This window comes from Methyloversatilis discipulorum, from assembly GCF_000385375.1.
Taxonomy (GTDB): domain Bacteria; phylum Pseudomonadota; class Gammaproteobacteria; order Burkholderiales; family Rhodocyclaceae; genus Methyloversatilis; species Methyloversatilis discipulorum_A.
This window is the reverse complement of sequence record NZ_ARVV01000001.1, coordinates 2710913-2735490: the sequence shown is the minus strand read 5'-3', so window position 1 is coordinate 2735490 and position 24578 is coordinate 2710913. Positions and strand designations below refer to the sequence as shown.

21 protein-coding genes are annotated in these 24578 nt (G+C 64.9%); 14 read left to right on the top strand and 7 right to left on the bottom strand.

All coding sequences use genetic code 11. The annotated features are described in order from the left end of the window. Positions 1-49: 49 nt before the first annotated feature. The 3 genes from METRZ18153_RS0112860 to glyA form a co-directional block, all read right to left on the bottom strand. Positions 50-1000 (bottom strand): D-2-hydroxyacid dehydrogenase, encoded by a 951-nt coding sequence (locus tag METRZ18153_RS0112860; RefSeq protein ID WP_020165107.1) that lies wholly within the window; start codon positions 998-1000, stop codon positions 50-52. Between the two features lie 91 nt (positions 1001-1091). Beyond that, positions 1092-2282: an aminotransferase class V-fold PLP-dependent enzyme gene (locus tag METRZ18153_RS0112855; protein WP_043363897.1), complete on the bottom strand. Its 1191-nt coding sequence runs from the start codon at positions 2280-2282 to the stop codon at positions 1092-1094. 53 nt (positions 2283-2335) lie between these two features. After that, positions 2336-3592 (bottom strand): serine hydroxymethyltransferase, encoded by a 1257-nt coding sequence (gene glyA / locus METRZ18153_RS0112850; RefSeq protein WP_019917755.1) that lies wholly within the window; start codon positions 3590-3592, stop codon positions 2336-2338. A gap of 259 nt (positions 3593-3851) precedes the next feature. Here glyA and METRZ18153_RS0112845 point away from each other — a divergent pair, with 259 nt between their 5' ends. From METRZ18153_RS0112845 to METRZ18153_RS0112825, 5 genes are all read left to right on the top strand, one after another. Next, a complete protein-coding gene (locus METRZ18153_RS0112845; RefSeq protein ID WP_019917756.1) occupies positions 3852-5027 on the top strand; it encodes a malate--CoA ligase subunit beta in 1176 nt (391 codons plus the stop codon). A gap of 116 nt (positions 5028-5143) precedes the next feature. Then, positions 5144-6031, top strand: coding sequence for a succinate--CoA ligase subunit alpha (sucD, locus tag METRZ18153_RS0112840; protein ID WP_020165105.1), 888 nt, complete (start codon positions 5144-5146; stop codon positions 6029-6031). Between the two features lie 92 nt (positions 6032-6123). Further along, entirely contained in the window at positions 6124-8868 is a 2745-nt protein-coding gene (locus METRZ18153_RS0112835; RefSeq protein ID WP_020165104.1) for a phosphoenolpyruvate carboxylase, read from the top strand. 54 nt (positions 8869-8922) lie between these two features. Next, positions 8923-9900, top strand: a complete 978-nt coding sequence (locus tag METRZ18153_RS0112830; protein ID WP_020165103.1) for an HpcH/HpaI aldolase/citrate lyase family protein — start codon at positions 8923-8925, stop codon at positions 9898-9900. A gap of 136 nt (positions 9901-10036) precedes the next feature. Further along, positions 10037-11710 carry a formate--tetrahydrofolate ligase gene (locus tag METRZ18153_RS0112825; protein ID WP_020165102.1) on the top strand — a complete coding sequence of 558 codons (1674 nt, stop codon included), beginning with the start codon at positions 10037-10039 and terminating at the stop codon, positions 11708-11710. Between the two features lie 83 nt (positions 11711-11793). On the opposite strand, the gene METRZ18153_RS20230 is transcribed toward METRZ18153_RS0112825, so the two are convergent. From METRZ18153_RS20230 to METRZ18153_RS0112805, 4 genes are all read right to left on the bottom strand, one after another. Continuing rightward, positions 11794-12747 (bottom strand): hypothetical protein, encoded by a 954-nt coding sequence (locus METRZ18153_RS20230; protein ID WP_020165101.1) that lies wholly within the window; start codon positions 12745-12747, stop codon positions 11794-11796. Next, positions 12744-13493, bottom strand: a complete 750-nt coding sequence (locus METRZ18153_RS0112815) for a hypothetical protein (protein WP_232416045.1) — start codon at positions 13491-13493, stop codon at positions 12744-12746. Before METRZ18153_RS0112815 ends, METRZ18153_RS20230 begins: the two co-directional genes overlap by 4 nt. Positions 13494-13671: 178 nt before the next feature. Next, complete coding sequence (locus METRZ18153_RS0112810) at positions 13672-14298, bottom strand: ANTAR domain-containing response regulator (protein ID WP_020165099.1); 627 nt, start codon at positions 14296-14298, stop codon at positions 13672-13674. Further along, positions 14295-15464, bottom strand: a complete 1170-nt coding sequence (locus tag METRZ18153_RS0112805; protein WP_020165098.1) for a transporter substrate-binding domain-containing protein — start codon at positions 15462-15464, stop codon at positions 14295-14297. Before METRZ18153_RS0112805 ends, METRZ18153_RS0112810 begins: the two co-directional genes overlap by 4 nt. A gap of 276 nt (positions 15465-15740) precedes the next feature. Between METRZ18153_RS0112805 and METRZ18153_RS0112800 the strand changes: the two genes are divergently transcribed. From METRZ18153_RS0112800 to METRZ18153_RS0112760, 9 genes are all read left to right on the top strand, one after another. After that, positions 15741-16181: a hypothetical protein gene (locus tag METRZ18153_RS0112800; RefSeq protein ID WP_019917764.1), complete on the top strand. Its 441-nt coding sequence runs from the start codon at positions 15741-15743 to the stop codon at positions 16179-16181. Positions 16182-16288: 107 nt separating this feature from the next. Beyond that, the gene (locus METRZ18153_RS0112795; RefSeq protein WP_029143749.1) at positions 16289-18685 is read left to right on the top strand and encodes a N,N-dimethylformamidase large subunit; all 2397 of its coding nucleotides are present in this window, start codon (positions 16289-16291) and stop codon (positions 18683-18685) included. A gap of 75 nt (positions 18686-18760) precedes the next feature. After that, entirely contained in the window at positions 18761-19741 is a 981-nt protein-coding gene (locus tag METRZ18153_RS0112790) for a Rieske (2Fe-2S) protein (protein WP_020165096.1), read from the top strand. Positions 19742-19772: 31 nt separating this feature from the next. Beyond that, the gene (locus METRZ18153_RS0112785) at positions 19773-20462 is read left to right on the top strand and encodes a tetratricopeptide repeat protein (RefSeq protein ID WP_020165095.1); all 690 of its coding nucleotides are present in this window, start codon (positions 19773-19775) and stop codon (positions 20460-20462) included. A gap of 4 nt (positions 20463-20466) precedes the next feature. Then, positions 20467-20787 (top strand): hypothetical protein, encoded by a 321-nt coding sequence (locus METRZ18153_RS0112780; RefSeq protein WP_043363895.1) that lies wholly within the window; start codon positions 20467-20469, stop codon positions 20785-20787. 538 nt (positions 20788-21325) lie between these two features. Next, entirely contained in the window at positions 21326-22501 is a 1176-nt protein-coding gene (gene urtA / locus METRZ18153_RS0112775; protein ID WP_019917770.1) for an urea ABC transporter substrate-binding protein, read from the top strand. Between the two features lie 94 nt (positions 22502-22595). After that, the gene (gene ureE / locus METRZ18153_RS0112770; protein ID WP_020165093.1) at positions 22596-23087 is read left to right on the top strand and encodes an urease accessory protein UreE; all 492 of its coding nucleotides are present in this window, start codon (positions 22596-22598) and stop codon (positions 23085-23087) included. A 1-nt stretch (position 23088) separates the two neighbouring features. Further along, a complete protein-coding gene (locus tag METRZ18153_RS0112765) occupies positions 23089-23832 on the top strand; it encodes an urease accessory protein UreF (protein ID WP_232416044.1) in 744 nt (247 codons plus the stop codon). A gap of 35 nt (positions 23833-23867) precedes the next feature. Then, positions 23868-24572, top strand: a complete 705-nt coding sequence (locus METRZ18153_RS0112760; RefSeq protein WP_020165091.1) for an urease subunit beta — start codon at positions 23868-23870, stop codon at positions 24570-24572. Positions 24573-24578: the final 6 nt, after the last annotated feature.

The following is a 24578-nucleotide window of genomic DNA, read 5'->3' as shown; positions in this document are numbered from 1 at the left end:
GAAATCCGCCGGCCGCACAGCCGACGGACCTTGATGCGTGTCGCGGCTATCAGGTCACCGTATTGACCGGGCTGCCCTTGACGTAGGCTTCGACGTTGTCGATCAGCTGGTCGGCCAGGAACTGCATCGCGCCGTCCGAGGCCCAGGCCACGTGCGGGGTCAGGATGAAGTTGGGCAGGCGCAGGTCGAGCAGCGGGTTGCCTTCCTTCGGCGGTTCCTTGGTCAGCACGTCGAAACCGGCGCCGCCGATGATGCCTTCCTTCAGCGCGGTCACCAGGTCTTCCTCGTGCACCAGGCCGCCGCGGGCGGTGTTGATCAGGATGGCGCTGCGCTTCATCTTCTTGAACTGCTCCATGCTGAACATGTTGCGGCTTTCCGGCGTCAGCGGGCAGTGCAGCGAAATGATGTCGGACTGGGCCAGCACTTCCTCCGCCGGCGTGAATTCGACGCCCGGCGCCTTCGGACCCGGGTGGTCGGCGAACAGCACCTTCATGCCGAAGCCGCGGGCGATCTTAGCCGTGCCCTGACCGAGCACGCCTTCACCGAAAATGCCGATGGTGCTGTCGAAGAGGTCGTAGATCGGGTGGTCGAAGAAGCAGAACTGGTCCACTTCCTGCCAGCGGCCGCGCTCGACGTCCTGGCGGTAGGCGATGATGCTGCGGCGCAGGGCCAGGATCAGCGCGAACGCGTGTTCCGGCACGGTGTGCACCGCGTAGTTGCGGATGTTGGACACGACGATGCGGCGTTCGCGGCAGGCCGGCACGTCGATCACGTCGTAGCCGGTGGCGGCCACGCCGATCATCTTCAGGTTCGGCAGCTGGGCCAGCACGTCGCCGCGCAGCGGCACCTTGTTGGTGATGGCGACGGTGGCGTCCTTCAGACGTTCGACGATCTGGTCCGGGGCGGTGGTGTCGTACTCAGCCCAGGTATGGTCGAAGGACGGACGACGGACATTGGCCTTCAGCGTGGAGCGGTCGAGAAACACAACGTGGTGCGACATGTCTCTTCCTTCTGTTCTATGGATGTAAAAGGCCGGGCGAACCCGGCCGAGCAGCAGACACGCAGGCCCGCCGGAGCGGGCCGCCGCAATATTACTTCGCTTGCGGAGCGTTCGTGCGCCAGTAGGTCGAGGCTGCCGCCACGCCCGAACCCGGGGTGACGTTGATGCCGTTGTCCAGCATCGACATTTCGGCACCGGCGATCGCGCTCATCAGCGACAGCGCGTTCAGGTCGCCGAGGTGACCGATGCGGAACACCTTGCCGGCAACCTTCGACAGGCCGGCGCCCAGCGACAGGTTGTACTTGTTGTAGGCGTTGCTGATCACCTTGGCGGCGTCGAAACCTTCCGGCACCAGGATGGCGCTGACGGTGTTCGAGTACCACTCCGGTGCCTTGGCGCACAGGTTCAGCTTCCAGCCTTCCTGGACGGCGGCGCGGACACCGTTGGCCAGGTATTCGTGGCGGGCGAAGATGTTCTCCAGGCCTTCCTCGAAAATGGTGTTCAGCGCTTCACGCATGCCGTACAGCATCGGGATCGACGGCGTGTAGGGGAAGTAGCCGGTGGCGTTGTTGCGCATCATGTCGCCGATGTCGAAGTAGCAGCGACGCGAGGTCGCGGTTTCCATCGCCTTCAGCGCCTTCGGGCTCATGCCCAGGATGCCCATGCCGGCCGGCAGCATGAAGCCCTTCTGCGAACCGGACACCGTGCAGTCGACGCCCCACTCGTCCATGCGGAAGTCGATCGACACCAGCGACGACACGGTATCGACCATCAGCAGCGCCGGGTGGTTGGCGTTGTTCATCGCCTTGCGCACCTTGGCGATGTCGCTCGACACGCCGGTGGCGGTCTCGTTCTGGCAGGCCAGCACGGCCTTGATCTTGTGCTCCTTGTCGGCGCGCAGGATCTCTTCGTACTGGTCGTAGGGCACGCCGGTGCCCCATTCGACGTCGAGCACCTGGACTTCGAAGCCCAGGCGCTGCGCCATGTCGGCCCACAGGTGGCTGAACTGGCCGAAGCGCGAGCACAGCACCTTGTCGCCCGGCGACAGCGTGTTGGTCAGCGCGGCTTCCCACATGCCGGTACCGGATGCCGGGAAGGTGAAAATGGTGCCTTCGGTGGTCTTGAACACCTTCTTCAGGTCGGCCAGCACCGACAGCGCCAGTTCCGGGAACTTGGGCGAGCGGTGGTCTTCCTGCGGCACGACCATGGCGCGCAGGATGCGCTCCGGCGTGTTGGTGGGACCAGGCACGTAAAGATGGTTACGACCGGCGATTCGAGACATGGCGAAACTCCTGTAATTGCTTTGAATGGTGTCGGGGTGGCTGACCGCTTGTTTTATTTGTTGCGGCCGTAGACCGGGAACGCGTCGCACAGCTTGGTGACGTCGGCGACCACGCGTGCGATCACGGCGTCGTCGTTCGGTGCGTCCAGCACGTCCACGATCAGGTTTGCAACTTGCTTCGCCTCGGCTTCCTTAAAGCCGCGGGTCGTCATGGCAGGGCTGCCGATTCGAATGCCACTGGTCACGAACGGCTTTTGCGGGTCGTTCGGGATGGCGTTCTTATTGACCGTGATGTGTGCACGGCCCAGCGCTGCTTCTGCGTCCTTGCCAGTGATGTTTTTGGCACGCAGATCGACGAGGAACAGGTGGGACTGGGTGCGGCCCGAAACGATGCGCACGCCACGCTCGACGAGCGTTTCGGCCATCACCTGGGCGTTCTTCAGCACCTGTTGCTGGTAAGTCTTGAATTCCGGGGTCGCGGCTTCCTTGAAGGCGACGGCCTTCGCGGCGATGACATGCATCAGCGGACCGCCCTGGATGCCCGGGAAAATCATCGAGTTCAGCGGCTTCTCGAACTCGGCCTTGGCCATGATCACGCCACCGCGCGGGCCGCGCAGCGTCTTGTGCGTGGTCGAGGTGACGAAGTCGGCGATGCCGATCGGGCTCGGGTACAGGCCGGCAGCGACCAGGCCCGAGTAGTGGGCCATGTCGACCAGCAGGTAGGCGCCGACCGAATCAGCGATCTCGCGGAAGCGCTTGAAATCGATGTGCAGGGCGTAGGCGGAAGCACCGGCCACGATCATCTTCGGCTTGTGTTCCTTGGCCAGCGCTTCGACCTGTGCGTAGTCGATCGCTTCGGTTTCCGGATCGAGGCCGTAGGCCACGCCCTTGTAGATCTTGCCGGAGAAGTTCACCGACGAACCGTGGGTCAGGTGACCGCCGTGCGCCAGCGACATGCCGAGGATGGTGTCGCCCGGCTGCAGCATCGCCATGTAGACACCGGCGTTGGCCTGCGAACCCGAATGCGGCTGCACGTTGGCGTATTCGGCGCCGAACAGTGCCTTGAGGCGATCGATCGCCAGCTGTTCCGCGACGTCAACATGCTCACAGCCACCGTAGTAACGCTTGCCCGGATAACCTTCGGCGTACTTGTTCGTCAGTACGGAGCCCTGGGCTTCCATGACCGCCGGGCTGGCGTAGTTTTCCGACGCGATCAGCTCGATGTGGTGTTCCTGACGGGCGTACTCCGCTTCCATGGCGGCCCACAGTTCGGGGTCGGAATGGGCGATGGTCTGTTTCGGGTCAAACATTCGGATTACCTTTCTGATGTGAGCTTTCGGCCCGCGTCCTCTGCAGGCCTTATGAAGTAATACAAGGCAAGCAGACTATATCTGATGGATCAAGGGCCTCGTATCGGACTTTCTTATTGCCGTGATAAGTATAAGTGAAGCTTAATTGAAAAGACCTCATCCATAATTCTTTACAACGAATCCGGTGTTCGACCCTGTGCGGGCACCTCGCGGTTCAGCGATGAACCACCACTCTCTTCCACACGACAGAAGGTGAAGCATGGACATTCACGAGTACCAAGCGAAAGAGCTTTTGGCGGGCTTCGGCGTGCCGGTGCCGCGCGGCAGCGTGGCCTACAGCCCCGACCAGGCCGTGTACACGGCGACTGAACTGGGCGGCTGGCACTGGGCGGTGAAGGCCCAGGTGCACTCCGGAGCCCGCGGCAAGGCCGGCGGCATCAAGCTGTGCAAGACCTACCATGAGGTCGATGCCGCCGCCCGCGAACTGCTGGGCAAGCGCCTGGTGACCATTCAGACCGGCCCCGAGGGCAAGCCCGTTCAGCGCGTCTACGTGGAAGTGGCCGAGCCGTTCGAGCGCGAACTCTATCTGGGCATCGTGCTGGACCGCAAAGCCGAGCGCGTTCGCGTCATCGCCTCTGCCGAAGGTGGGATGGAAATTGAAGAATTGGCACACAGTGCTCCGGAAAAGATCATGCAGGTCGTGGTCGAGCCGGCCGTCGGCCTGCAGGCTTTCCAGGCCCGCCAGATCGCTTTCGGTCTGGGCCTGTCGATCAAGCAGGTGTCGCGTGCAGTGACCGCGATCATGGGTGCCTACCGCGCCTTCCGCGATCTCGACGCCACCATGGTCGAAATCAACCCGCTGGTCGTCACCAAGGACGACCGCGTGCTGGCGCTGGACGCCAAGATGTCCTTCGACGACAACGCGATGTTCCGCCAGCGTGCCGTGGCCGATATGCGCGACCCGTCGCAGGAGGATCCGCGCGAAGTGCAGGCCGCGGAGCACAACCTGAACTACGTCGGCCTCGACGGCGACATCGGCTGCATCATCAATGGTGCCGGTCTGGCCATGGCGACGATGGACACCATCAAGTACGCCGGTGGCGCGCCCGCCAACTTCCTCGACGTCGGCGGTGGCGCCTCGCCCGAGCGCGTGGCCAATTCCTTCCGCCTGGTGCTGTCGGACAAGAACGTGAAGGCCATCCTGGTCAACATCTTCGCCGGTATCAACCGCTGCGACTGGGTGGCTCAGGGCGTGGTGCAGGCCTGCAACGACATCGATATCACGGTGCCGCTGATCGTCCGCCTGGCCGGTACGAACGAGGAAGAAGGCCGCCGCATCATCCGCGAGAGCGGTCTGCCCATCATCAGCGCCGATTCGCTGACCGAAGCAGCCCAGAAGGCGGTAGACGCCGCCCGCGCCCACGCCGCCAGCTGAGCGAATAGACCCCCACGCTCACTCCGTTCGCTGCCCCCCGAGGGGGCTGCGCTCGCCCTTGGGGCGGCCCGGCGGGCGGCGCGCGGCGGATAACCGATGCACACGAGGATTTAGTTATGAGCATTCTGATCAACGAAAAGACCAAGATCATCGTCCAGGGCTTTACCGGCGACAAAGGTACCTTCCACGCCAAGGAGATGATCGAGTACGGCACCAACGTCGTCGGCGGCGTGACCCCGGGCAAGGGCGGCACCACTCACCTCGGCAAGCCGGTGTTCAACACGGTGGCCGACGCGGTGGCCGCGACCGGCGCCGAAGCGTCGATCACCTTCGTCGCGCCGGCCTTCTGCGCCGACGCCATCATGGAAGCGGCCGACGCCGGCATCCAGCTGGTCTGCTCGATCACCGACGGCATCCCGGCGCAGGACATGATGCGCGTCAAGCGCTACTTCATGCGCTACCCGAAGGAGCGCCGTACGCTGATGGTCGGCCCGAACTGCGCCGGCATCATCAGCCCGGGCAAGGCCATGCTGGGCATCATGCCGGGCCACATCTACAAGCAGGGCAACATCGGCATCGTGTCGCGTTCGGGCACGCTGGGCTACGAAGCGGCCGCGCAGATGAAGCAGCTGGGCATCGGCGTGTCGACCTCGGTCGGCATCGGCGGCGACCCGATCAACGGCTCGTCCTTCCTCGACCACCTGATGAAGTTCCAGGAAGACCCGGACACCCACGCCGTGGTGATGATCGGTGAGATCGGCGGCCCGCAGGAAGCCGAAGCCTCGGCCTGGGTGAAGGAAAACATGAAGAAGCCGGTGGTCGGCTACGTCGCCGGCCTGACCGCACCGAAGGGCCGCCGCATGGGCCACGCGGGCGCCATCATCTCGGCCGCCGGCGATTCGGCTGCCGAGAAGTCGGAAATCATGCGTTCCTTCGGCCTGACCGTCGCGCCGAGCGCCGGCGAGCTGGGCAGCACCGTGGCCTCCGTCCTGGCCAAGCTGTAAGAGCAGAGCAGCACGGGGCGTGCGGAGCGCGCCCTGCTTTCCGTCCGCCCCGGTGGGGCGGACGCCCGCCACCAGCCTGCGAGACTCCCACCGTGGTGAGTGATCCCATTTCCGTTCCCGCGTCTGCCGACGCCTCCGGGGCGGCTTTCTCGGAAAAGGCGATCGACCTGCTGTTTTCGCTGCTGCGCGAAGTGGTCGAACGCCACCATCCCGAACTGCTGCCGGTGCTTGCCGGCGAGTCGGGCAACAGTCTTTCCCCGCAGATGCTGGGCCGTGCCATCCAGGCCCAGGGCATCCTGTTCCAGCTGCTGTCGATCGCCGAACAGAACGGCGCCATGCGCAAGCGGCGCGAGGTCGAGCGCCACCAGGGCCGCGAAAGCCTGCCTGGCACCTTTGCCAGCGTGCTGGCGTCGGCGAAGAAGGCCGGCCTGTCGCCGGAGCGCGTGCGCGAAGCCTTCGCCGGCCTCAAGGTGCGCCCGGTGCTGACCGCGCACCCGACCGAAGCCAAGCGCGTGACCGTGCTGGAACGGCATCGCCGCATCTACCGCATGCTGATCGAGCTCGAATCGCCGCGCTGGACGCCGCGCGAACGCCACGATCTCGAAGACGCGCTGCGCAACGAGATCGAACTGCTGTGGCTGACCGGCGAACTGCGGCTGGAAAAGCCGAACGTGTCGCAGGAAATCGCCTGGGGCCTGCACTTCTTCAACGAAACGCTGTTCGAGGTCGGCCCCGACGTGCTGGCGCGCGCCGACGAGGCGATGGCGCAGCATTTCGGCGAAGCGGATCTGCCGGGCTTCCTCGAATTCGGTTCCTGGATAGGCGGCGACCGGGACGGCAATCCCTTCGTCACCAATGCAATCACGCGCGGTGCGCTGGTCGAATGCCGGCTGGCCAGCCTGCGCCGCCACCGCCAGTCGGTGCTCGAACTGCTGCGTGGCCTGTCGGTAACCGAAGCGTCGCTCACGCTGTCCGGTGACTTCCGCGACGCGCTGATGCTGGCGCTGGAGGAGAGCGGCGAGGGCAACGCGATTGCCGCGCGCAATCCGGGGGAACCGTTCCGCCAGTTCCTGGTGTGCGTGCTGGGCAAGCTGGACGACACCATTACCTGCACCCAGGCGGAAGAGGGGGCGGCCTGTCGTCGTGGCTACGAATCGGCCGACCGCCTGGTCGCCGACCTGCGCACGCTCGAAGCCGGCCTGCGCGACGCGAAGCTCAGCCGCATCGCCGACACCGAAGTGGTGCCGCTGCGCCGCCAGATCGAAATGTTCCGCTTCAGCACGGTGCGTCTCGACGTGCGCGAGAACTCGACCCGCGTCACGCAGACGCTGGAAGCGCTGTGGCGCGCCAGCCGCGGCGAACCGGAGGACGTGCCGGCACCGGCGCAGGACAGCGCCGAGTGGCGCGACTGGCTGCTGGCCGAACTGGCCGCGCCGCGCGCCGGTGTGCGCGACACCAGCGGTCTGCCGGCGGTTGCCGCCGAGACTCTGGGCCTGTTCCGCCTGATCGCTGAAATGCGCCCGCGCGTCGGCCGCGAAGCTTTCGGCAGCTTCATCCTCAGCATGACGCGCAATGTGTCGGACGTGCTCGGCGTCTATCTGCTGGCGAAGGAAGCCGGCCTGTACGCCGATCCGGCCGGAGTCGAGCGCTGTTCGCTGCCCATCATGCCGCTGTTCGAAACCATCGACGACCTGCGCCGCGCGCCGGCCATCATGCGCGAGCTGCTGGCGATGCCGCTGATCAAGCGCTCGGTGCGCGCGCTGGGCGGCGTGCAGGAAGTGATGATCGGCTACTCCGACTCGAACAAGGACGGCGGCTTCCTGTCGTCGAACTGGGAGCTGTTCAAGGCGCAGCAGAAGCTGACCGCGGTCGGCGGTGAAGCGGGCGTCAAGATCGCCTTCTTCCACGGTCGCGGCGGTTCGGTCAGCCGCGGCGGCGTGCCCGCCGGGCGCGCGATCGCCGCACAGCCGGCCGGCTCCATCCAGGGCCTGTTCCGGCTGACCGAGCAGGGCGAGGTGATTTCGAGCAAGTACGCCAACAAGGGTACGGCCGCCTTCAACCTCGAGCTGCTGGCCGCCAGCGTGTTCGACCATGCGCTGAAGTCCGGCCGCGCCGACGGTCCGCACGCGGTACCCGAATTCGACGACGCGCTCGAAGCGCTGTCGGGCGCGGCGCACGCGGCCTACCAGAACCTGATCTCGAATCCGGCGCTGGTTGGCTACTTCCAGGAAGCCAGCCCGCTGGAAGAGATTTCGCTGCTCAACATCGGCTCGCGCCCGGCGCGCCGTTTCGGTGCCAAGTCGCTGGCCGAGCTGCGCGCGATTCCGTGGGTGTTCGCCTGGTCGCAGAACCGCCACATCGTCACCGGCTGGTACGGCGTCGGCTCCAGCCTCGCCAATTTCATCGGCGTGCGCGGTGCCAGCGGCGAAGCGCTGCTGGCGCGCATGTTCAACGAGTCGCCGCTGTTCCGCCTCATCGTCGATGAAGTGGAAAAAACGCTGGCCGTGGTCGATCTCGACATCGCCCGCGAATACAGCCAGCTGGTCGCCGACGCCGGTGTGCGCGAGGAGGTGTTCGGCATGATCGCCCGCGAGTACGACATCACGCGCACGCAGATCCTGCGCCTGTCGGGCACCCGTGGCCTGGCCGAGCGCTTCCCCGACTACCGCCAGAAACTCGACCACCGGCTGCCGGTGGTCAACCAGGTGAGCCGCCAGCAGATTTCGCTGCTGCGCGCCTTCCGCATGACCGACGACGCCGCGCGGAAAGAGGAATTCCGCAAGGCCCTGCTGCTGTCGATCAACTGCGTGTCCGCCGGTTTCGGCGCCACCGGCTGATCGTCCGCCCCGACTTCTGAACAGACTTCGCACCATCCACCGGAGGAGACATCCATGAGCTTCACGATCATCGAACAAGCGACGCCCCGCCTGCACCGTTCCGAACTGGCCGTTCCGGGTTCCAACCCGGGCATGTTCGAGAAGGCCGCCAAGTCGGCCGCCGACATCATCTTCCTCGACTGCGAGGACGCGGTCGCGCCGGACGACAAGGAGCAGGCGCGCAAGAACATCATCGAAGGCCTGAACGACGTCGACTGGGGCAACAAGACCATGATGGTGCGCATCAATGGTCTGGACACCCACTACATGTACCGCGACGTGGTGGACATCGTCGAAGCCTGCCCGCGCCTGGACATGATCCTGATCCCGAAGGCCGGCACCGCCGCCGACGTGTACGCGGTCGACATGATGGTCACGCAGATCGAAGCGGCCAAGAAGCGCACCAAGCGCATCGGCTTCGAAGTGCTGATCGAGACCGCGCTCGGCATGGCCAACGTCGAGGCGATCGCGCAGTCGTCGAAGCGCCTCGAAGCGATGAGCTTCGGCGTCGCCGACTACGCCGCTTCGACCCGCGCCCGCACCACCGTGATCGGTGGTGTGAACAAGGACAGCGTGGTGCTGACGGACAAGGACGAGCAGGGCAACCGCCAGTCCTTCTGGACCGATCCGTGGCACGCCGCGCAGACCCGCATGATGGTTGCCTGCCGCGCCTACGGCCTGCGTCCGATCGACGGCCCGTTTGGTGACTTCAACGATCCGGACGGCTATATTTCCGCGGCGAACCGCGCTGCCGTGCTCGGTTACGAAGGCAAGTGGGCGATTCACCCGTCGCAGATCGAACTGGCGAACAAGGTCTACACGCCGTCGGAGGCCGAAGTGACCAAGGCACGCCGCATCCTCGAAGCGATGGCGCAGGCAGCGAAGGAAGGCCGCGGTGCCGTGTCGCTCGACGGTCGCCTGATCGACATCGCCAGCATCCGCATGGCCGAGGCGCTGATCGCCAAGGCCGACACGATTGCCGCGGCACGCTGAGTGTCCGGCGCTGCGGCCGGGGAGGGCCCGGCCGCACGATCCATATATATAAGCAGTGAACAGCAGACGCAGTAACGGCGGGTAGTGAGGCCCGCCGCTTTCCAATCCGATTGACGACTACACGGAAAAAACCAATATGGCATCCGATATCGAAATCGCCCAGCAGGCGAAAATGCAGCGCATCAGCCAGGTGGTGTCCAAGCTGGGCATCCCGGAAGACGCGATCGAGCCCTACGGCCACTACAAGGCCAAGGTGTCGCTCGACTACCTGAACAGCCTGAAGGACCGTCCTGACGGCAAGCTCATCCTGGTCACTGCGATCAGCCCGACGCCGGCCGGCGAGGGCAAGACCACGACCACCGTCGGTCTGGGCGATGCGCTGAACCGTATCGGCAAGAAGACCATGATCTGCCTGCGCGAACCGTCGCTGGGGCCGGTGTTTGGCGTCAAGGGCGGTGCGGCAGGTGGCGGCTACGCGCAGATCGTGCCGATGGAAGACATCAACCTGCACTTCACCGGTGACTTCCACGCGATCGGTGCCGCGCACAACCTGCTGTCGGCGTTGATCGACAACCACATCAACCACGGCAACGAACTGCGCATCGACCCGCGCCTGATCCAGTGGAAGCGGGTGGTCGACATGAACGACCGCGCGCTGCGCAAGATCACCATCGGCCTGGGCGGCACCGCCAACGGCTTCGTGCGGGAGGACGGCTACGACATCGTGGTCGCGTCCGAAGTCATGGCCATCCTGTGCCTGGCCAATTCGCTGATGGACCTGAAGGAACGTCTCGGCCGCATCATCATCGGCTACACGCTGGGCGACAAGAAGCCGGTGTACGCGAGCGACCTGAAGGCGCAGGGCGCCATGGCCACGCTGCTGAAGGACGCGATCAAGCCGAACATCGTGCAGACGCTGGAGAACAACCCGGCCATCATTCACGGCGGCCCCTTCGCCAACATCGCGCACGGCTGCAACTCGGTCACCGCGACCAAGGCCGGCCTGAAGATGGCTGACTACGTCGTGACCGAAGCGGGCTTCGGTGCCGACCTCGGCGCCGAGAAGTTCATCGACATCAAGTGCCGCATGGCCGGGCTCAACCCGTCGGCCGTCGTGCTGGTCGCCACCATCCGCGCGCTGAAATTCCACGGCGGCGTGAAGAAGGAAGACCTGAACCAGGAAAATCTGGCCGCGCTGGAAAAGGGCATCGTCAACATCGAGCGCCACCTGAAGAACATCACCGAGCACTACGGCCTGCCGTGCGTCGTGTCGGTGAACCACTTCACCTTCGACACCGACGCCGAAATCGCGCTGCTGAAAAGCCGCATCGAAGCGCTCGGCGGCAAGTTCGTCATCGCCCGCCACTGGGCGAGCGGCGGTGCCGGCGCCGAGGAACTGGCGCGCATGGTTGCCGACATCTGCGACAACGCACCGGGCAAGCACAGCTTCGTCTACGACGAGAACGCCACGCTGCAGGACAAGATCACCACCATCGCCACCAAGATCTACGGCGCCGGTGCGGTCACCTTCTCCGACGCGGCCCGCAAGCAACTCGAAAGCTGGAACGCCGACTACGGCCGTTTCCCGGTCTGCATGGCGAAGACCCAGATGTCCTTCTCCGCCGACCCGAACGCAAAGGGCGCACCGAGCGGCCACACGCTTAACGTGCGCGAAGTGCGCCTGGCCAACGGCGCCGGTTTCGTCGTTGCCATCTGCGGCGACATGATGACCATGCCGGGCCTGCCCAAGGTGCCGGCGTCGGAAAAGATCGACATCGACGAGCACGGCAAGGTGTCGGGGCTGTTCTGAGCGTCGTCTTGCAGCAATGAAAAAGGCCGCCTTCGGGCGGCCTTTTTTTTGTAAGTGGGTGCTCCGACCCAGTCAGCGGCGCCTCACTCCTTGCCGCCGGAATTCAAGGTGCTTCCCGCTTCGTCGCTGACGGCGACCTCGATCTTGGGGGCCGGTGCGCTGCACGTCGTCGAGCGCGACGCAGGAATGGACAGCAGCCATCCGCGCAAGGTTCGAAGGACTTGCCGATGACATTCCTCGCTTACCAGTTGCGCGCGTTCGATGCGCTCGAACCCGCCCTCCCGGTAACGGAAGGTGCGATGTCGCTCTTCTGCGGTCTGGACCGCGCGCACGTCTTCCAGGGCGACTTTCAACGACTCGGCAAGCAGATCGCTGCTGGTGCTTCGGATGAGGGCGCCGTCATCGTTCTTCCAAGCCTTGAGGATCGCCTCTCCATCCGTTTCCACGAGTGGCGGAGAAACGACGCGAATGACCCGCGCGTAGCTCGGGTTGCTGTCGCCATTGGCGAAGACCCGCACCGTGTTGTCGAGAATGATGGCGCGCTGATCCGGCGTCATCACGTAAAGCGGCGTGACTTCCATGACCCACGTTCGCGACGAGGAGTCAGCGGGACCGATCAGCTCAGGCGCGGAAGCCTTATCGATCTTTCCGGAGGCATGTTCGATCAGCGCTCGATAAGACAGCGCAGAAAGAATGTCCGCGTAAGGCTCGAGAACGCGGTTGGCCTGTTCCTGGATGCGCTGCCGCTCGGCGTTCTTGCTGCTCTCATTGATCAGTCCGTGCGTGACCAGGGCCGCGATGAAGCCAGCCATGTTGGGCGCGGGATACATGATCTGCGGGGTGCCGCCGCCCGCGCCATCCCGATTGGGCTGCCCCTGGAAGCTGACGCCATCCGCCTCGGGAACACGCAGCGCCCAGTTATCGCTACCGAAGGACGGAATCTTCGCGGCTGTGTCGTCACCGGCCGCTGCCGGTGCGCAGACTGCGGCGAGGCACAGGATGCAGGTCGCCAGTCCCGGACGGAGGAACGGCTTCATTGCGAGAACGGCCGCAGTACTTCGTCCTTGCTGAGCTCAATCGCCTGGAAGTAAGCATTGGTCAGGCCCGGGAACTTCGGCGCTTCATCCCACTGACCCTCGGCCGCCTTCCGTACACTCAGCGGCTGATACCAGTCGTAGGCATTACTGCCCAGGTCAACCATGTAAGCCACTCCCTGTATTGCACCCTTGGGTTCAGCTGTCGGGAAATAGGCTGAATAGGTCCGCTCGAAGCCGATATTGCTGAGCGAGATCACGACGATCTTGTCGACCCCATACTTGTCCTGCAAGGCCTTGAAATCCTTGTCCGCCAGATTCGGCCCCTTGGTGGAGGCATCCGGCAGCGCCTTCACGTCGAGATCGGTTTCGATGACCTGCGCATTGATTCCCTTTGCGGCCAGCCGTTGGGCCAGTTCGACTTTCAATCCGCTGAGGTCGTCGCGCGGCAGCGTCCGCGCGTGATCGGTCAAACTGGAGTTGCTCGCTGACGCGGCAGCGAGGCAGAGGAGGCAACTCGCACCCGGGAACCAGGTGTCGACCGCGGGCAACGGGGTCATCGCCACGCCAATGCGGGCGGGCGACTGAAGTGCTGTCGTCTTGAAAGCCAGGGGTTCCTGGCGGGTGACGGCGCAACCGGCCAGCAACAGAATTGATGCGAGGCCCGCGAGAAGCGATGTGATTCGTGATCCGGACATCAGAGTTCCCTCATCTCCATATTCGATCGGCAAACTGCCGTGCTTAGTCATTCGGCAGTCGAGCGCGCGAGATTAGCAGGAGATGGACCGGAATATGACGTCAGAAAATGTGAAATTTGCAGACGCGATAACCTCAGCGGCTTAAGGGAGCAGACGTGATGGCGCGCGTGTCATCGAGGCGCTCATCAATGTGGTGAAAAGGACTGCGCAGGGCTCCCCCGCCAAGCGGCTATCCGGAAAGTATCTCGTCCGCATGAATGATCGCCCGCGCGATCTCCTCGGTCGCTACCCGCTTGCTCATGGCCTGTTCGCGGATGATCTTGTAGGCCTCGGCGTCGCTGACGCCGCGGGTGCGCATCAGGATGGCCTTGGCGTCGTTGATCTGGTTCACGCTGAGCAGCTTCTGCTCCAGCCGCTGTACCCGCTTCCGGTAGCCGCGCATTTCCTGCGTCAGGCCGACTGTCAGCACCAGTGAGGCGAGCACGCCGGTCGAGCGCAGCGGGGCGCTGAGCACGCCGGTCGCACCGAGGCGCAGCATGACCTCGAAGATGGTCGGGTTCTCGTAGCCGACGACGGCGATCACCGCCGGCGGCTGTTCGAAATTGCTGAAGTTCAGCGGCGCGTGCATCTCGTTGGACTGGATCGCGTAGTACACGACATCGACGTTGTCCGGGATGTCCTGCACCGGCGGCCAGAAGGTCTGCACCTGGCAGCCTATGCGCTTCAGTTGCTGGATCAGCACCTCGCCGTCGGCGTCGCGCGGATGCAGCACGACGATGCGCAGATTGCGCAGCTGGGTCAGGAACTCCGGCGTGATCCGCTTGCTGCGTACGCCTGTGCGCGGCGGACTGCTCACGTCGATTCCTCTTCGCTCGCATTGACGCGCAACCGCGTGCTCCAGTCGTCGAAGGAATGGCTGACCAGATAGGGGTCGGCATCGACGCCGCCCGGCGTCTCGGCCAGTATCGTGAACTGGCCTTCCCTGTTCACCCGGCCGATGCGCGGATAGAGGCGGGCATGGTGGTTGTGCGGCAGGATGCGGATGCGTCCCTGCGGCGCGTCGAACTCGCGCCCGAGGATGTGCGGCAGCAGGATGTCATGTTCGTCGCTGCCCGCTTCGCGGAAGGCGTCGGCGAACACATGCACCTGGTAGTAGGACGACTCCCAGCTCATGTTGGGCTGCACCTCGTTGCCGAACAGCTTGCGGAACAGCGCCACGCAGTCGCGGTTGCGCGGGGTGTCGATGGACTGGAAATAGGTGCCTGCCGTGTAGTGACCTTCGGCCAGCCGGATACCCATTTCGGATACCTCTTCCTCGCTGGTGCAGAGGCTTGCTATGGGCATCTTCTTCGGATCGAAGCCGGCGTCCGCGTAGGCCTGGTAGAGCATGCGGGTGGTCTTGCCGACCATGGTCGAGAAGATGAAGTCAGGCTGCTTTGCCTTGATGTCCTTCATGATCGGCGTGAAGGCGCTTTCCTTCGCGTCGAGATGCACATAGCGCTCGCCCACCTTGGCGCCACCCTGACGGTGGTGCACGAAGTCGCTCATGATGCGGTTCGACTCGTAGGGGAAGATGTAGTCGCTGCCGATCAGGTACACCCGTGCGCCGAAGCGGGTCGACATGTAGTCGGCGAGCAGGGCGCTGTTCTGGTTCGGCGCACCGCCGGTGTAGATGATGTTGTTCGAGAATTCGAAGCCCTCGTACATGGTCGGGCAGAACAGCAGGCGGTTCCACCTTTCGACCACCGGCAGCACCGCCTTGCGCGTGCTCGACATGTAGCAGCCGAAGATGACATTGACTTTGTCGTCCTGCACCAGGCGGGTCGCGAGCGAGCGGAACTGCTGCGGGTTCGACTGCGGATCGTAGTAGACCGGAACCAGCTCCCGGCCGTGAATGCCGCCGGCATCGTTGATCTCGCGGATTGCGAAAAGCGTGCCGGCGAGCATCGTGTTTTCGATGCGCGATGTCACGCCCTCACGCGAGAACAGAACACCGACCTTGATGGGATCGTTTGTGGACACGGGTTTGCGGCCGGGTGACAAAAAACGTGATCGATACTAACAGAGCTTGACCGCGCGAAAGAGGCTCACTAAGATTCACTCAACGCTTCGCCCCGCCAACACTGCCGGGCGCGAAGACGGGCAAAAAGGCCTGCACGGATCTCCGGATCCGGCAGGCCTTTTTGTTTTGGTTTTTCGCTTTCGTGTTTTCGCAATTTTTCGCGATTTTTCGCATTGGCCAGTGCCGGCCGGTCGCGACAGGAGCTTCCAGATGTTCAACCCTTGAAGGAGAGTGCAGTGATTCCGATACCCAGGAAAGGCACGCCGGAACGCGACCGGCTGATCCAGGAGCACCTCGAGTGCGTGAAGTCCATGGCCGGCGTGGCCGGCTTCTCGGTGCTCAAGTGCGCGACGCCCGGTGACACCACCCATATCAGCGGCGGCGTGCACGAAGACCCCTTGCTCAAGCGCGTGCTGCTGCGCATGCGCGGCGCTTCGCCTAAGGGCAAGCTCATCGTCATCTGCACCAAGATCGACGCGGAATGGCGCATCGGGCGTCTGTCCGGCATACGCGGCGTGCCGCCAGTATTCGTCGACGACACCGTCTATACCAGCGAGCAGGACATCCAGCACGCCATCTTCCTGATGCGTCTCGACGAGATGGAAGAGACCGACGGCATGCCCGAGCACTACCACGAAGGCTACAAGCGGCGCGACGATAACTGGCCAGTGACCTGATCACCGCCTCGCGCTGACGGGCGGCTGCGGCCGCACCCGTCTTCACCCTACCTACTGCAAAAGCATCCGAGCCCCCGGAGGGCGGCGCTCGGCCTGGAGAAACGACCATGTGTGCAATGCGACTGACCGGATACGCCGACAAGTTCAGTGTCCATCCGGGCGACAAGATCAAGTTCTACGTCAATTGCGACGGACCGAAGAAGTACAGCGCGTCCATCGTCCAGATGATCAACGGCGACACCAATCCGCGCGGTCCCGGCTTCATCGAGAAGGCGGTGAAGGCCGACTGTGAAGGCGTCTACGACGGTATCAAGCAGGTCGTCTACGGCGGCTCCTACGGCTTCGTGGCCGACGCGCCGCAGCTCAAGCCGGACAGTTTCACGCTGCAATGCTGGATCTGGCCGACCACGCCGAAGACCGACAAGCGCTACTGGAAGCACGGCGCCCAGGGCCTGGTGACCAAGTGGTCGGGCGGCAAGGGTTACGGCCTGTTCATCAATACAGACGGCTGTGTCGAACTGCGCATCAACGGTGAAACCTACACGACCGGTGCGCCGCTGCGCGACCACGCCTGGCACTTCATCGCCGCCAGCTTCGATGCGATGACCGGCGAAGTGGTGCTGTATCACGAGCCGCAGGTGGTGTATGCGCTCGACCCCGAAATCCCGCCGGTCAAGGCGACGTTCAAGGGCAAGGTCGAGCACACCGACCTGCCGCTGGTGATCGCCGCTTACGTTGATCATGTCGAGCCTGGGCCGCTGGGTCTGTCCTCGCTGCCGCAGGGCGTCATCGTCGGCGGTCACTACAACGGCAAGATCGACAGCCCGCGCCTGTGCAGCCGTGCGCTGTCGCGCTTCGAGATCGAAATGATGAAGGGTGGGGCGCAGCCGGGGCTGACCGAGCGCCGCAACGCCGGCCCGACCGGCGCGCTGTCGGAAGCCATCGTCGCCGCCTGGGACTTTTCCGACGGCATCGACACGCTGGTGGCGAAGGACGCCGGCCCCTACCGCTTCGACGCCACGCTTGTTAACTGCCCGACGCGCGCGCTGACCGGCTACAACTGGGCCGGCCAGACCTTCGACTGGAAGGTCGCACCGAAGGAATATGGCGCCATTCACTTCCACGACGACGACCTCGACAACGCGCGCTGGGAAGTGAGCTTCGAGTGGACCGTGCCCGCCGACATCAAGAGCCGCTTCTACGCGGCCAAGCTGACGACGCCGGAGGGTGACGAGGACTACATCCCGTTCTGGATCGTGCCCAAGATCGGCCAGGAACAGTCGAAGATCGCGGTCATGGTGCCCACTATCAGCTACATGGCCTACGCGAACGAGCACGTCGCGTGCAACGCGGGTGGCGCCGAACTGTTCGTCTATCGCGTGCCCATCATGCAGCAGCAGAACATGTTCCTCGCCGAGCACCGTGAGTACGGCGGCTCGATCTACGACACCCACACCGACGGCAGCGGCATCTGCCTTTCGTCGCGGCTGCGTCCCATCCTGAGCATCCGCCCGAAGTACGACCACTTCCTGGCCCAGGCGCCCTGGCAGTACCCGGCCGACCTGCACCTGATCTGCTGGCTGGAACAGATGGGCTACGAGTACGACGTGTTCACCGACGAGGACGTGACCTACGACGGTCTGGCCCGGCTGGAGAACTACAACGTCATCATCACCGGCTCGCACCCCGAGCACAACTCCGGTACCCAGCTCGACGCGCTGCACAACTACACGCAGCGCGGCGGCCGCCTGATGTATATGGGTGCCGATGCCTGGTACTGGGTGCATTCCTTCCATCCGGCCTACGACGGACTGGGCCGCGGCATCGTCACCGAAATGCGCCGCTGCGAATCCGGCATCCGCACCTGGCGCGCCGATCCGGGCGAGTACTACCACCAGGGCACCGGTGAACTGGGCGGCATGTGGCGCTACCGCGGCCGCTACCTGCACTCGGTGGCCGGTACCGGCATGTCGTCCGAGGGCTTCGACATCTCGTCCTACTTCTCGCGTACGCCGGAAAGTCTGGACCCGCGCGTCAGCTGGGCCTTCGACGGCATCAGCTACGAGGAGAATCTGGGCAACTTCGGTCTGGTCGGCGGCGGCGCGGCCGGTCTGGAGCTGGACATCGTCGACACCATGCTGGGGTCGCCGCCGCACATCCTCACCGTCGCCACCTCGGCCGGCCGTCACACCGAGGCCTACCTGCTGGTGATGGAGGATTTCGGCTTCAACCAGCAAGGTCTGGACGGCACCGTGCACCCGCGCGTGCGCGCGGACATCACCTTCCACGAAACACCCAATGGCGGCGGCTGCTTTGCCTTCAGCTCCATCGCCTACTGCGGTTCGCTGCCGTGGAACAACTGCGACAACAACATTTCGCGTCTGACCAAGAATGTTCTCGACCGCTTCATGCAGGATGGCCCACTGCCGGCCGCTCCGAAGGAAGCGATCAAGCACCGCGGTCGCGCGGATTACGAGTCGCCGGCGCTGGCGTCGAAGAGCTGATCTGACGCACGGGCAGGGTTCACCCGCACTGCGGGCGAACCCTACGCAGAAGGCATCACATCGAGGATTCGTCAGATGGAATGCATGACCGAACATCCGGTGCATCTGCACCGCCGGCCATTGGGGAGCGGCGCATTCGACGTCGCCGCCTTCCGCGGGCTGGATTTTTCCCGCGCCGAGGACGATGCGATCTGGACGCGCGAGTGGGTATGCGTGGGCAGCGCGCTCGATATTCCGGCCGCCGGCGACCTGCTGCCCTTCACCGTCGGCGACCATGCCATCCATGTTCAGCGCCTGCCGGACGGCGGCCTGGCCGGCCGCTTCAACAAGGCGCAGCACGGTGGCTGTCGCGTGGTGCCGCTGCAGTGCCAGCAGGGCGCGAAGACGCCGTGCTCGTTCACGTCCTGCGGCCACAGTCTCGATCGTCCGGCGATTGCCGCCGGCGAACTGGGCGAGGGCACGCCCGAGATGTACCAGTATCTGGGCCTGCGGCCTGAGCGTCTGCTGCCGGTGCGCACCGCGAGCTGGGGGCCGTTGCTGTTCGTCAGCCTCGATCCGCACGGGTCGTCCTTTCAGCGGACCGCTCGCGCGCTGACTGCGGTGCTGCCGGCCTGGTCCGATGTGCAGGCGGACAGCCATCGCAGCCGCTGGATCGCCTGCGACGCCAACTGGAAGCTGGTCGCCCAGCATCTGCTGGCGGCCTCCGCCACGCTTGTGTCGGGCGACGTCGCGCTGTGCCGTGCCGACGCCGAAGGTCGGGCGGCACTGCTGTTTCCGAATCTGGTGCTGCTGTCATCCGCTGCAGGCTGCTGTGCCGTCGTGTTGCAGCCGGTATCGCTGACCCGCACGCTGTGCCGCGTCGCCATCTTCGGGGGCGACGACGCGACGCTTTCGTGGGAGACGCTGCTGAACGCCCGTCTCGCCGCCGCCGCGGAGGCGCAGTCGGCGATCGAAGGCGGCGGCATCGGCGGGCGCGGCTGCGACCCCGCCACCCGGCTGGATGCCGGCGGACGATGGATCGAGACACAAGTGATGGCGTGCATCGCTGCGCGCTGAAAGCAGATCACGCACACCGGGAGATATCCATATGCATGCACTGATGGAAACAACGCTGCAGCTCGACGATGCGGTGGCCGCTTACCACGACGGCGATCTGGTGACTGCGGCGCGGCTGTTCGAGGCGCTGGCGGAAGCGGGCTGTGTCGAGGCGCAGGCCTGGATCGGTGCGCTGCACGCGAATGGCGAAGGCGTGCCGGCCGATCTGGCGGCGGCTTTCCGCTGGTATCTGCGCGCCGCGGAAGGTGGCCATGTGCCGGCGCAGACCAATGTCGGCGCCATGCTGATGATGGGCAACGGCACGCCGGCCGATCCGGAACGCGGGTTGCGCTGGTTGCGCACGGCGGCCGAAGCCGGGGACGCGATGGCGCAGAGCAATCTGGCGACGCTTTACTTCAAGGGGCAGGGCACCGCGCAGGACGAGGCGCAGGCGGCGCACTGGTACCGGCAGGCGGCCGGGCAGGGGCACTTTCCCTCGCAGGCGCGGCTGGGCTTCATGTACGCCAACGGCCTGGGCGTGGACAAGGACAGGGCGCAGGCCTTCGCCTGGCTGTCGCTGGCTGCACAGCACGGCGTGGGCAGCGCGCTCAACGCGCTCGAAGGCATGATCGGCCAGATGTCGGCCGAAGAGAAACAGAAGGGGGCCGCGCTGTTCGATCAGTGGCGCAGCCGCACCGCAGCGGTGTCGTCGCCGGCACGGCTGATTCCGGTTCCGGGGTGATGCGATGAGCTATAGCGTGCAGCAGATCAAGTTCGAGTGCCTCACCTACATCAAGGAGTTCGGCGCGCGCATGGACGAGTGGTCCATAGGCATGGCCGACGACCCGGAACACGCGCTGTTCGGCCTGTGCGGCGTCGATCCCGAGCGCGACATCTGGCTGTGGAAGCCGGCGTTGTCGGTGAACGCCGCGCGCACCGTGGTCGACTTCATGACAGGCCGCTACCGGCTGCATCCGGCGCGTGCGTCGAGCGCACCGGGCGCAGGCCGTTGTGTGTTCATGTACCGAAGATCGACGACTGCGGATGAAGACGACACGATCTTGTAGGCGCGGTCTTCTGACCGCGACGGCAGCCCGCATCGAAGGCCGCGGCACGAAGCCCCCGCGTCGCGGCCAAGGCCGCTCCCATAGGGCGCGTGACCCGTAGCGGGAGCCGAGCTCTTGTGGGAGCGAGCTTGCTCGCGATTGCAGCCTTGATCGGAGCTTGCGGCCCGTCGAAGCTGCGTCGCTGCGAAGGCAGCTCCCAAAGGGAAGCGCGCGCTCATGCGAAACGTCGGTGCGCGTACGAGAATGCCAATGTATTTGTGATCTGAAAGCGTGTGCATCCACGCTCTCGGACCATCGAAAAGAATTTGAAAAAAAGCCGTTGCCGACGCTTGACGCACCGCAACAGCCTTCCTATCATCGATTCAACTTTCCGCTCCGCCAGCATTGCCGGCGCGGAACAAGGCAAAAGGGCCTGCCCTGGATCTCCGGATCCGGGCAGGCCCTTTTTTTTCGCCTTCTCGACACGTAAGTCCGCACCGGCAACGACGACGGTGCGATCGCAAGCCACTTTCTTTCATCACTTCCATCGAGGTCCATCATGAAGAATCAAATCAGGCGCGACATCATCAAAGGCCTTGCGCTCGCATCCGTCGCCGGTCCGTGGATGGTGCGCAACGCCATGGCCGACGATACGGTCAAGGTCGGCATCCTGCACTCGCTGACCGGCACCATCGCGCTGGCCGAAGCGTCGGTGGTTGACGCCGAGAAGCTGGCCATCGACGAGATCAACGCCGCCGGCGGCGTACTGGGCAAGAAGATCGTACCTGTGGTCGAGGACGGCGCCAGCGACTGGCCCACCTTCGCCGAGAAGGCGCGCAAGCTGCTCGATCGCGACAAGGTCGCGGCGGTGTTCGGCTGCTACACCTCGGCGTCGCGCAAGGCCGTGCTGCCGGTGTTTGAACAGATGAAGGGCCTGCTGTACTACCCGACCTACTACGAAGGCCAGGAACAGTCGCCGAACATCCTCTACACCGCACACGAAGCGACCCAGCAGTGCATCCAGGCCTGCAACTGGCTGCTGGCCAATCGCGGCAAAACGGTCTATCTGATCGGTTCCGACTACATCTGGCCGCGCGTCACCAACAAGATCGCGCGCCCGACCATCGTCAAGGGCGGCGGCAAGGTGCTGGGCGAGGAATACCTGCCGCTGGGCAGCACCAACTTCGGTTCGACCATCAACAAGATCAAGGCTACCAAGCCCGACATCATTCTGAGCACCGTCGTCGGGGGCTCCAACGTCGCCTTCTACAAGCAGCTCAAGGCGGCCGGCGTGAACTTCAACAAGACCACGGTGATGGCGTTGGCCGTGTCGGAAGAGGAAGTGTCGGGCATCGGCAAGGAGAACGTGCAGGACGTGCTGACTTGCATGAGTTATCTGCAGAGCCTGGACAACCCGGCCAACAAGAAATTCGTCGCAGCCTTCAAGGCCAAGTACGGCGACAAGCGCGTCACCGGCGACACGCTGGCCAGCGCCTACACGGCGGTCTACCTGTGGAAGATGGCCGTCGAGAAGGCCAAGAGCTTCGACGTCGACAAGGTGGTCGCCGCCTCGGCCAACCTCGAGTTCGAAGGACCGGAAGGCAAGGTGAAGTTCCACGCGACCAACCACCACCTGTGGAAACAGGCGCGCATCGGTTCCTTCACCGCCGACGGTCAGGTCAAGCTGATCTACGAATCGCCGCTGATCGAACCCAATCCCTACCCGACGCTGTAAGCCGCATGCCGCCCGCGGGCGGCTGCGCTGCTGGTGGCTGTCCCGTGACATCTGCGGGACAGCCCGGACCCGACCGCAAGGAAGAGACCGAACAATGCTCAGACTGACAGACATCGTCGGCAATGCGTCCGACCCGGACATTGCCGACCGGCTGCATCACATCGAACACGACGGCGGCGTCGAGCGCGTGCGCCTGTCGCGCAACGACCTGGCCCGCCGCCGTCAGCGCCTGGTGACCGACCGTGGCACCGAACTGGCGCTGATGCTGGACCGCGGCGCACAGCTCGAGAACGGCTCCGTGCTGCTGCTCGAACCGGGGCGCGCCGTGCTGGTGATGCTCGACGAGCCGCAGTGGCTGGTGCTGCGCGCCGCCCACACGGCCGGCGCGCTGGAGATCGGCTACTTCGCCGGCAATATGCACTGGAAGGTGCGCTTCGAAGCAGACTGCCTGTGGATCGCGCTCGAAGGCCCGCGCGAGGGCTATCTGAAGCGCATGACGCATCTGCTGACGCGCGGCGACGCGATCGTGCTCGATGCGCCGGCGCAGGGCGGAACACGCTATCTCGCCGTTCCCCATGCGCACTGACATGAACGCACCGCACGCGCCTTTTCACATTCCGTCGCCCGACGATGGCGGCGGCGACGCGATCGGCATGCTCGGCATGCTGCAGTTCGCCGACAGCTTCTTTCCCAGCGGCGCCACCTCGTTCTCGTGGGGCCTGGAGTCGCTGAAGCTCGACGGCAAGGTTGGCGGCGCCGAACAGGTGTTCGAGCTGCTGTGCAGCCACATCGAACAGCGCTGGGCCGGATTCGACCGGCCGCTGATGCAGGCGGCGCGCTCCGCCTGGTCGCAGCGTGGCGCGGCCGCACTGGCCGAGGCGACCGAACTGGACCGCCTGTGCGAGGCGATGAACCTTGTGCGCGGCTGGCGCGACGCGAGCCGTCGGCTCGGCTTCACGCAGCTTCGCGTGCACGCCGATCTCGGTCTCGGCATCGCCCAGGTCTATCTCGACCAGGTGCGCGCCGCAGGTCTGCCCGGGCATCTGCCGGTGGTGCAGGGCCTGGTGTGGGGCGCCTACGGGCTGTCGGCCTCCGGCTGCGACGCGATGGCGGCCAGCGGCCTGTGCACCACGGTGGTCGGCGCCGCGCTGCGCATGGGTCTGATCGGTCACACCGAAGGTCAGCGCCTGTTGGCGCGCACGCGGCCGCTGATCGCGCGCGTCATCGACACGACGCCGCCCTCGACCGACGAACTGTGGAACGGCGCACCGGCGCTCGACATCGCCGCCATGCGCCACGAGCCGCGCAATGCCCGGCTGTTCGCGAACTGAGTGCTGACTGACATGCAGAACAGAGGAGGCACCCCATGCTGCTGACACCGACCGAACTTGAAAGACTGACCCTATTCAACGCCGCCGAACTGGCGCGCCGGCGCCGCGCGCGCGGCCTGAAACTGAACTGCCCGGAGGCGATCGCGATCATCGTCGACGACATTCTCGAAGGCGCGCGCGACGGTCGCACGGTGGCGGAACTGATCGGCTTTGGCTCGCAGATCCTCACCAGCGACGACGTGCTGCCCGGCGTCGCGGCGCTGATGCCGATGATCCAGGTCGAAGCCAGCTTTCCCGACGGCACCAAGCTGGTAACCGTGCATGACCCGATACGTCCGGGCGCGAACGCGCCGGCCGAATCACCGCCGGCGCGCACGCCGGGCGAAATCATCCCGGCCGACGGGAAGATGGAATTGAACGCCGGTCGTCGCCGCGCCACGCTGCGCGCGCTGAACACCGGCGACCGGCCGATACAGGTGGGCAGCCATTTCCACTTCTTCGAGGTGAACCGCGCGCTCGAATTCGATCGCGCCCAGGCCTGGGGCATGCACCTGGACATCGCTGCCGGCACCGCAGTGCGCTTCGAGCCGGGCGAGGACAAGGAAGTGACGCTGGTGGCTTTCGGCGGCAGCGGCGAGGTGTTCGGCCTGAACCGCCTGGCCGAAGGCCCGACCGGTGATGCCGCCGGCCTGCCGGACGCGCTGGTGCGGGCGCGTCAGGCCGGCTTCCGCGGCGCCTGAGCGCTG

Excerpts from the sequence above, each read along its gene's own strand:
- METRZ18153_RS0112860 (WP_020165107.1), bottom strand. The coding sequence starts at position 1,000 with ATGTCGCACCACGTTGTGTTTCTCGACCGCTCCACGCTGAAGGCCAAT.
- METRZ18153_RS0112855 (WP_043363897.1), bottom strand. The coding sequence starts at position 2,282 with ATGTCTCGAATCGCCGGTCGTAACCATCTTTACGTGCCTGGTCCCACC.
- glyA (WP_019917755.1), bottom strand. The coding sequence starts at position 3,592 with ATGTTTGACCCGAAACAGACCATCGCCCATTCCGACCCCGAACTGTGG.
- METRZ18153_RS0112845 (WP_019917756.1), top strand. The coding sequence starts at position 3,852 with ATGGACATTCACGAGTACCAAGCGAAAGAGCTTTTGGCGGGCTTCGGC.
- sucD (WP_020165105.1), top strand. The coding sequence starts at position 5,144 with ATGAGCATTCTGATCAACGAAAAGACCAAGATCATCGTCCAGGGCTTT.
- METRZ18153_RS0112830 (WP_020165103.1), top strand. The coding sequence starts at position 8,923 with ATGAGCTTCACGATCATCGAACAAGCGACGCCCCGCCTGCACCGTTCC.
- METRZ18153_RS0112825 (WP_020165102.1), top strand. The coding sequence starts at position 10,037 with ATGGCATCCGATATCGAAATCGCCCAGCAGGCGAAAATGCAGCGCATC.
- METRZ18153_RS20230 (WP_020165101.1), bottom strand. The coding sequence starts at position 12,747 with ATGAAGCCGTTCCTCCGTCCGGGACTGGCGACCTGCATCCTGTGCCTC.
- METRZ18153_RS0112815 (WP_232416045.1), bottom strand. The coding sequence starts at position 13,493 with ATGACTAAGCACGGCAGTTTGCCGATCGAATATGGAGATGAGGGAACT.
- METRZ18153_RS0112795 (WP_029143749.1), top strand. The coding sequence starts at position 16,289 with ATGTGTGCAATGCGACTGACCGGATACGCCGACAAGTTCAGTGTCCAT.
- METRZ18153_RS0112790 (WP_020165096.1), top strand. The coding sequence starts at position 18,761 with ATGGAATGCATGACCGAACATCCGGTGCATCTGCACCGCCGGCCATTG.
- METRZ18153_RS0112785 (WP_020165095.1), top strand. The coding sequence starts at position 19,773 with ATGCATGCACTGATGGAAACAACGCTGCAGCTCGACGATGCGGTGGCC.
- METRZ18153_RS0112780 (WP_043363895.1), top strand. The coding sequence starts at position 20,467 with ATGAGCTATAGCGTGCAGCAGATCAAGTTCGAGTGCCTCACCTACATC.
- urtA (WP_019917770.1), top strand. The coding sequence starts at position 21,326 with ATGAAGAATCAAATCAGGCGCGACATCATCAAAGGCCTTGCGCTCGCA.
- ureE (WP_020165093.1), top strand. The coding sequence starts at position 22,596 with ATGCTCAGACTGACAGACATCGTCGGCAATGCGTCCGACCCGGACATT.
- METRZ18153_RS0112765 (WP_232416044.1), top strand. The coding sequence starts at position 23,089 with ATGAACGCACCGCACGCGCCTTTTCACATTCCGTCGCCCGACGATGGC.
- METRZ18153_RS0112760 (WP_020165091.1), top strand. The coding sequence starts at position 23,868 with ATGCTGCTGACACCGACCGAACTTGAAAGACTGACCCTATTCAACGCC.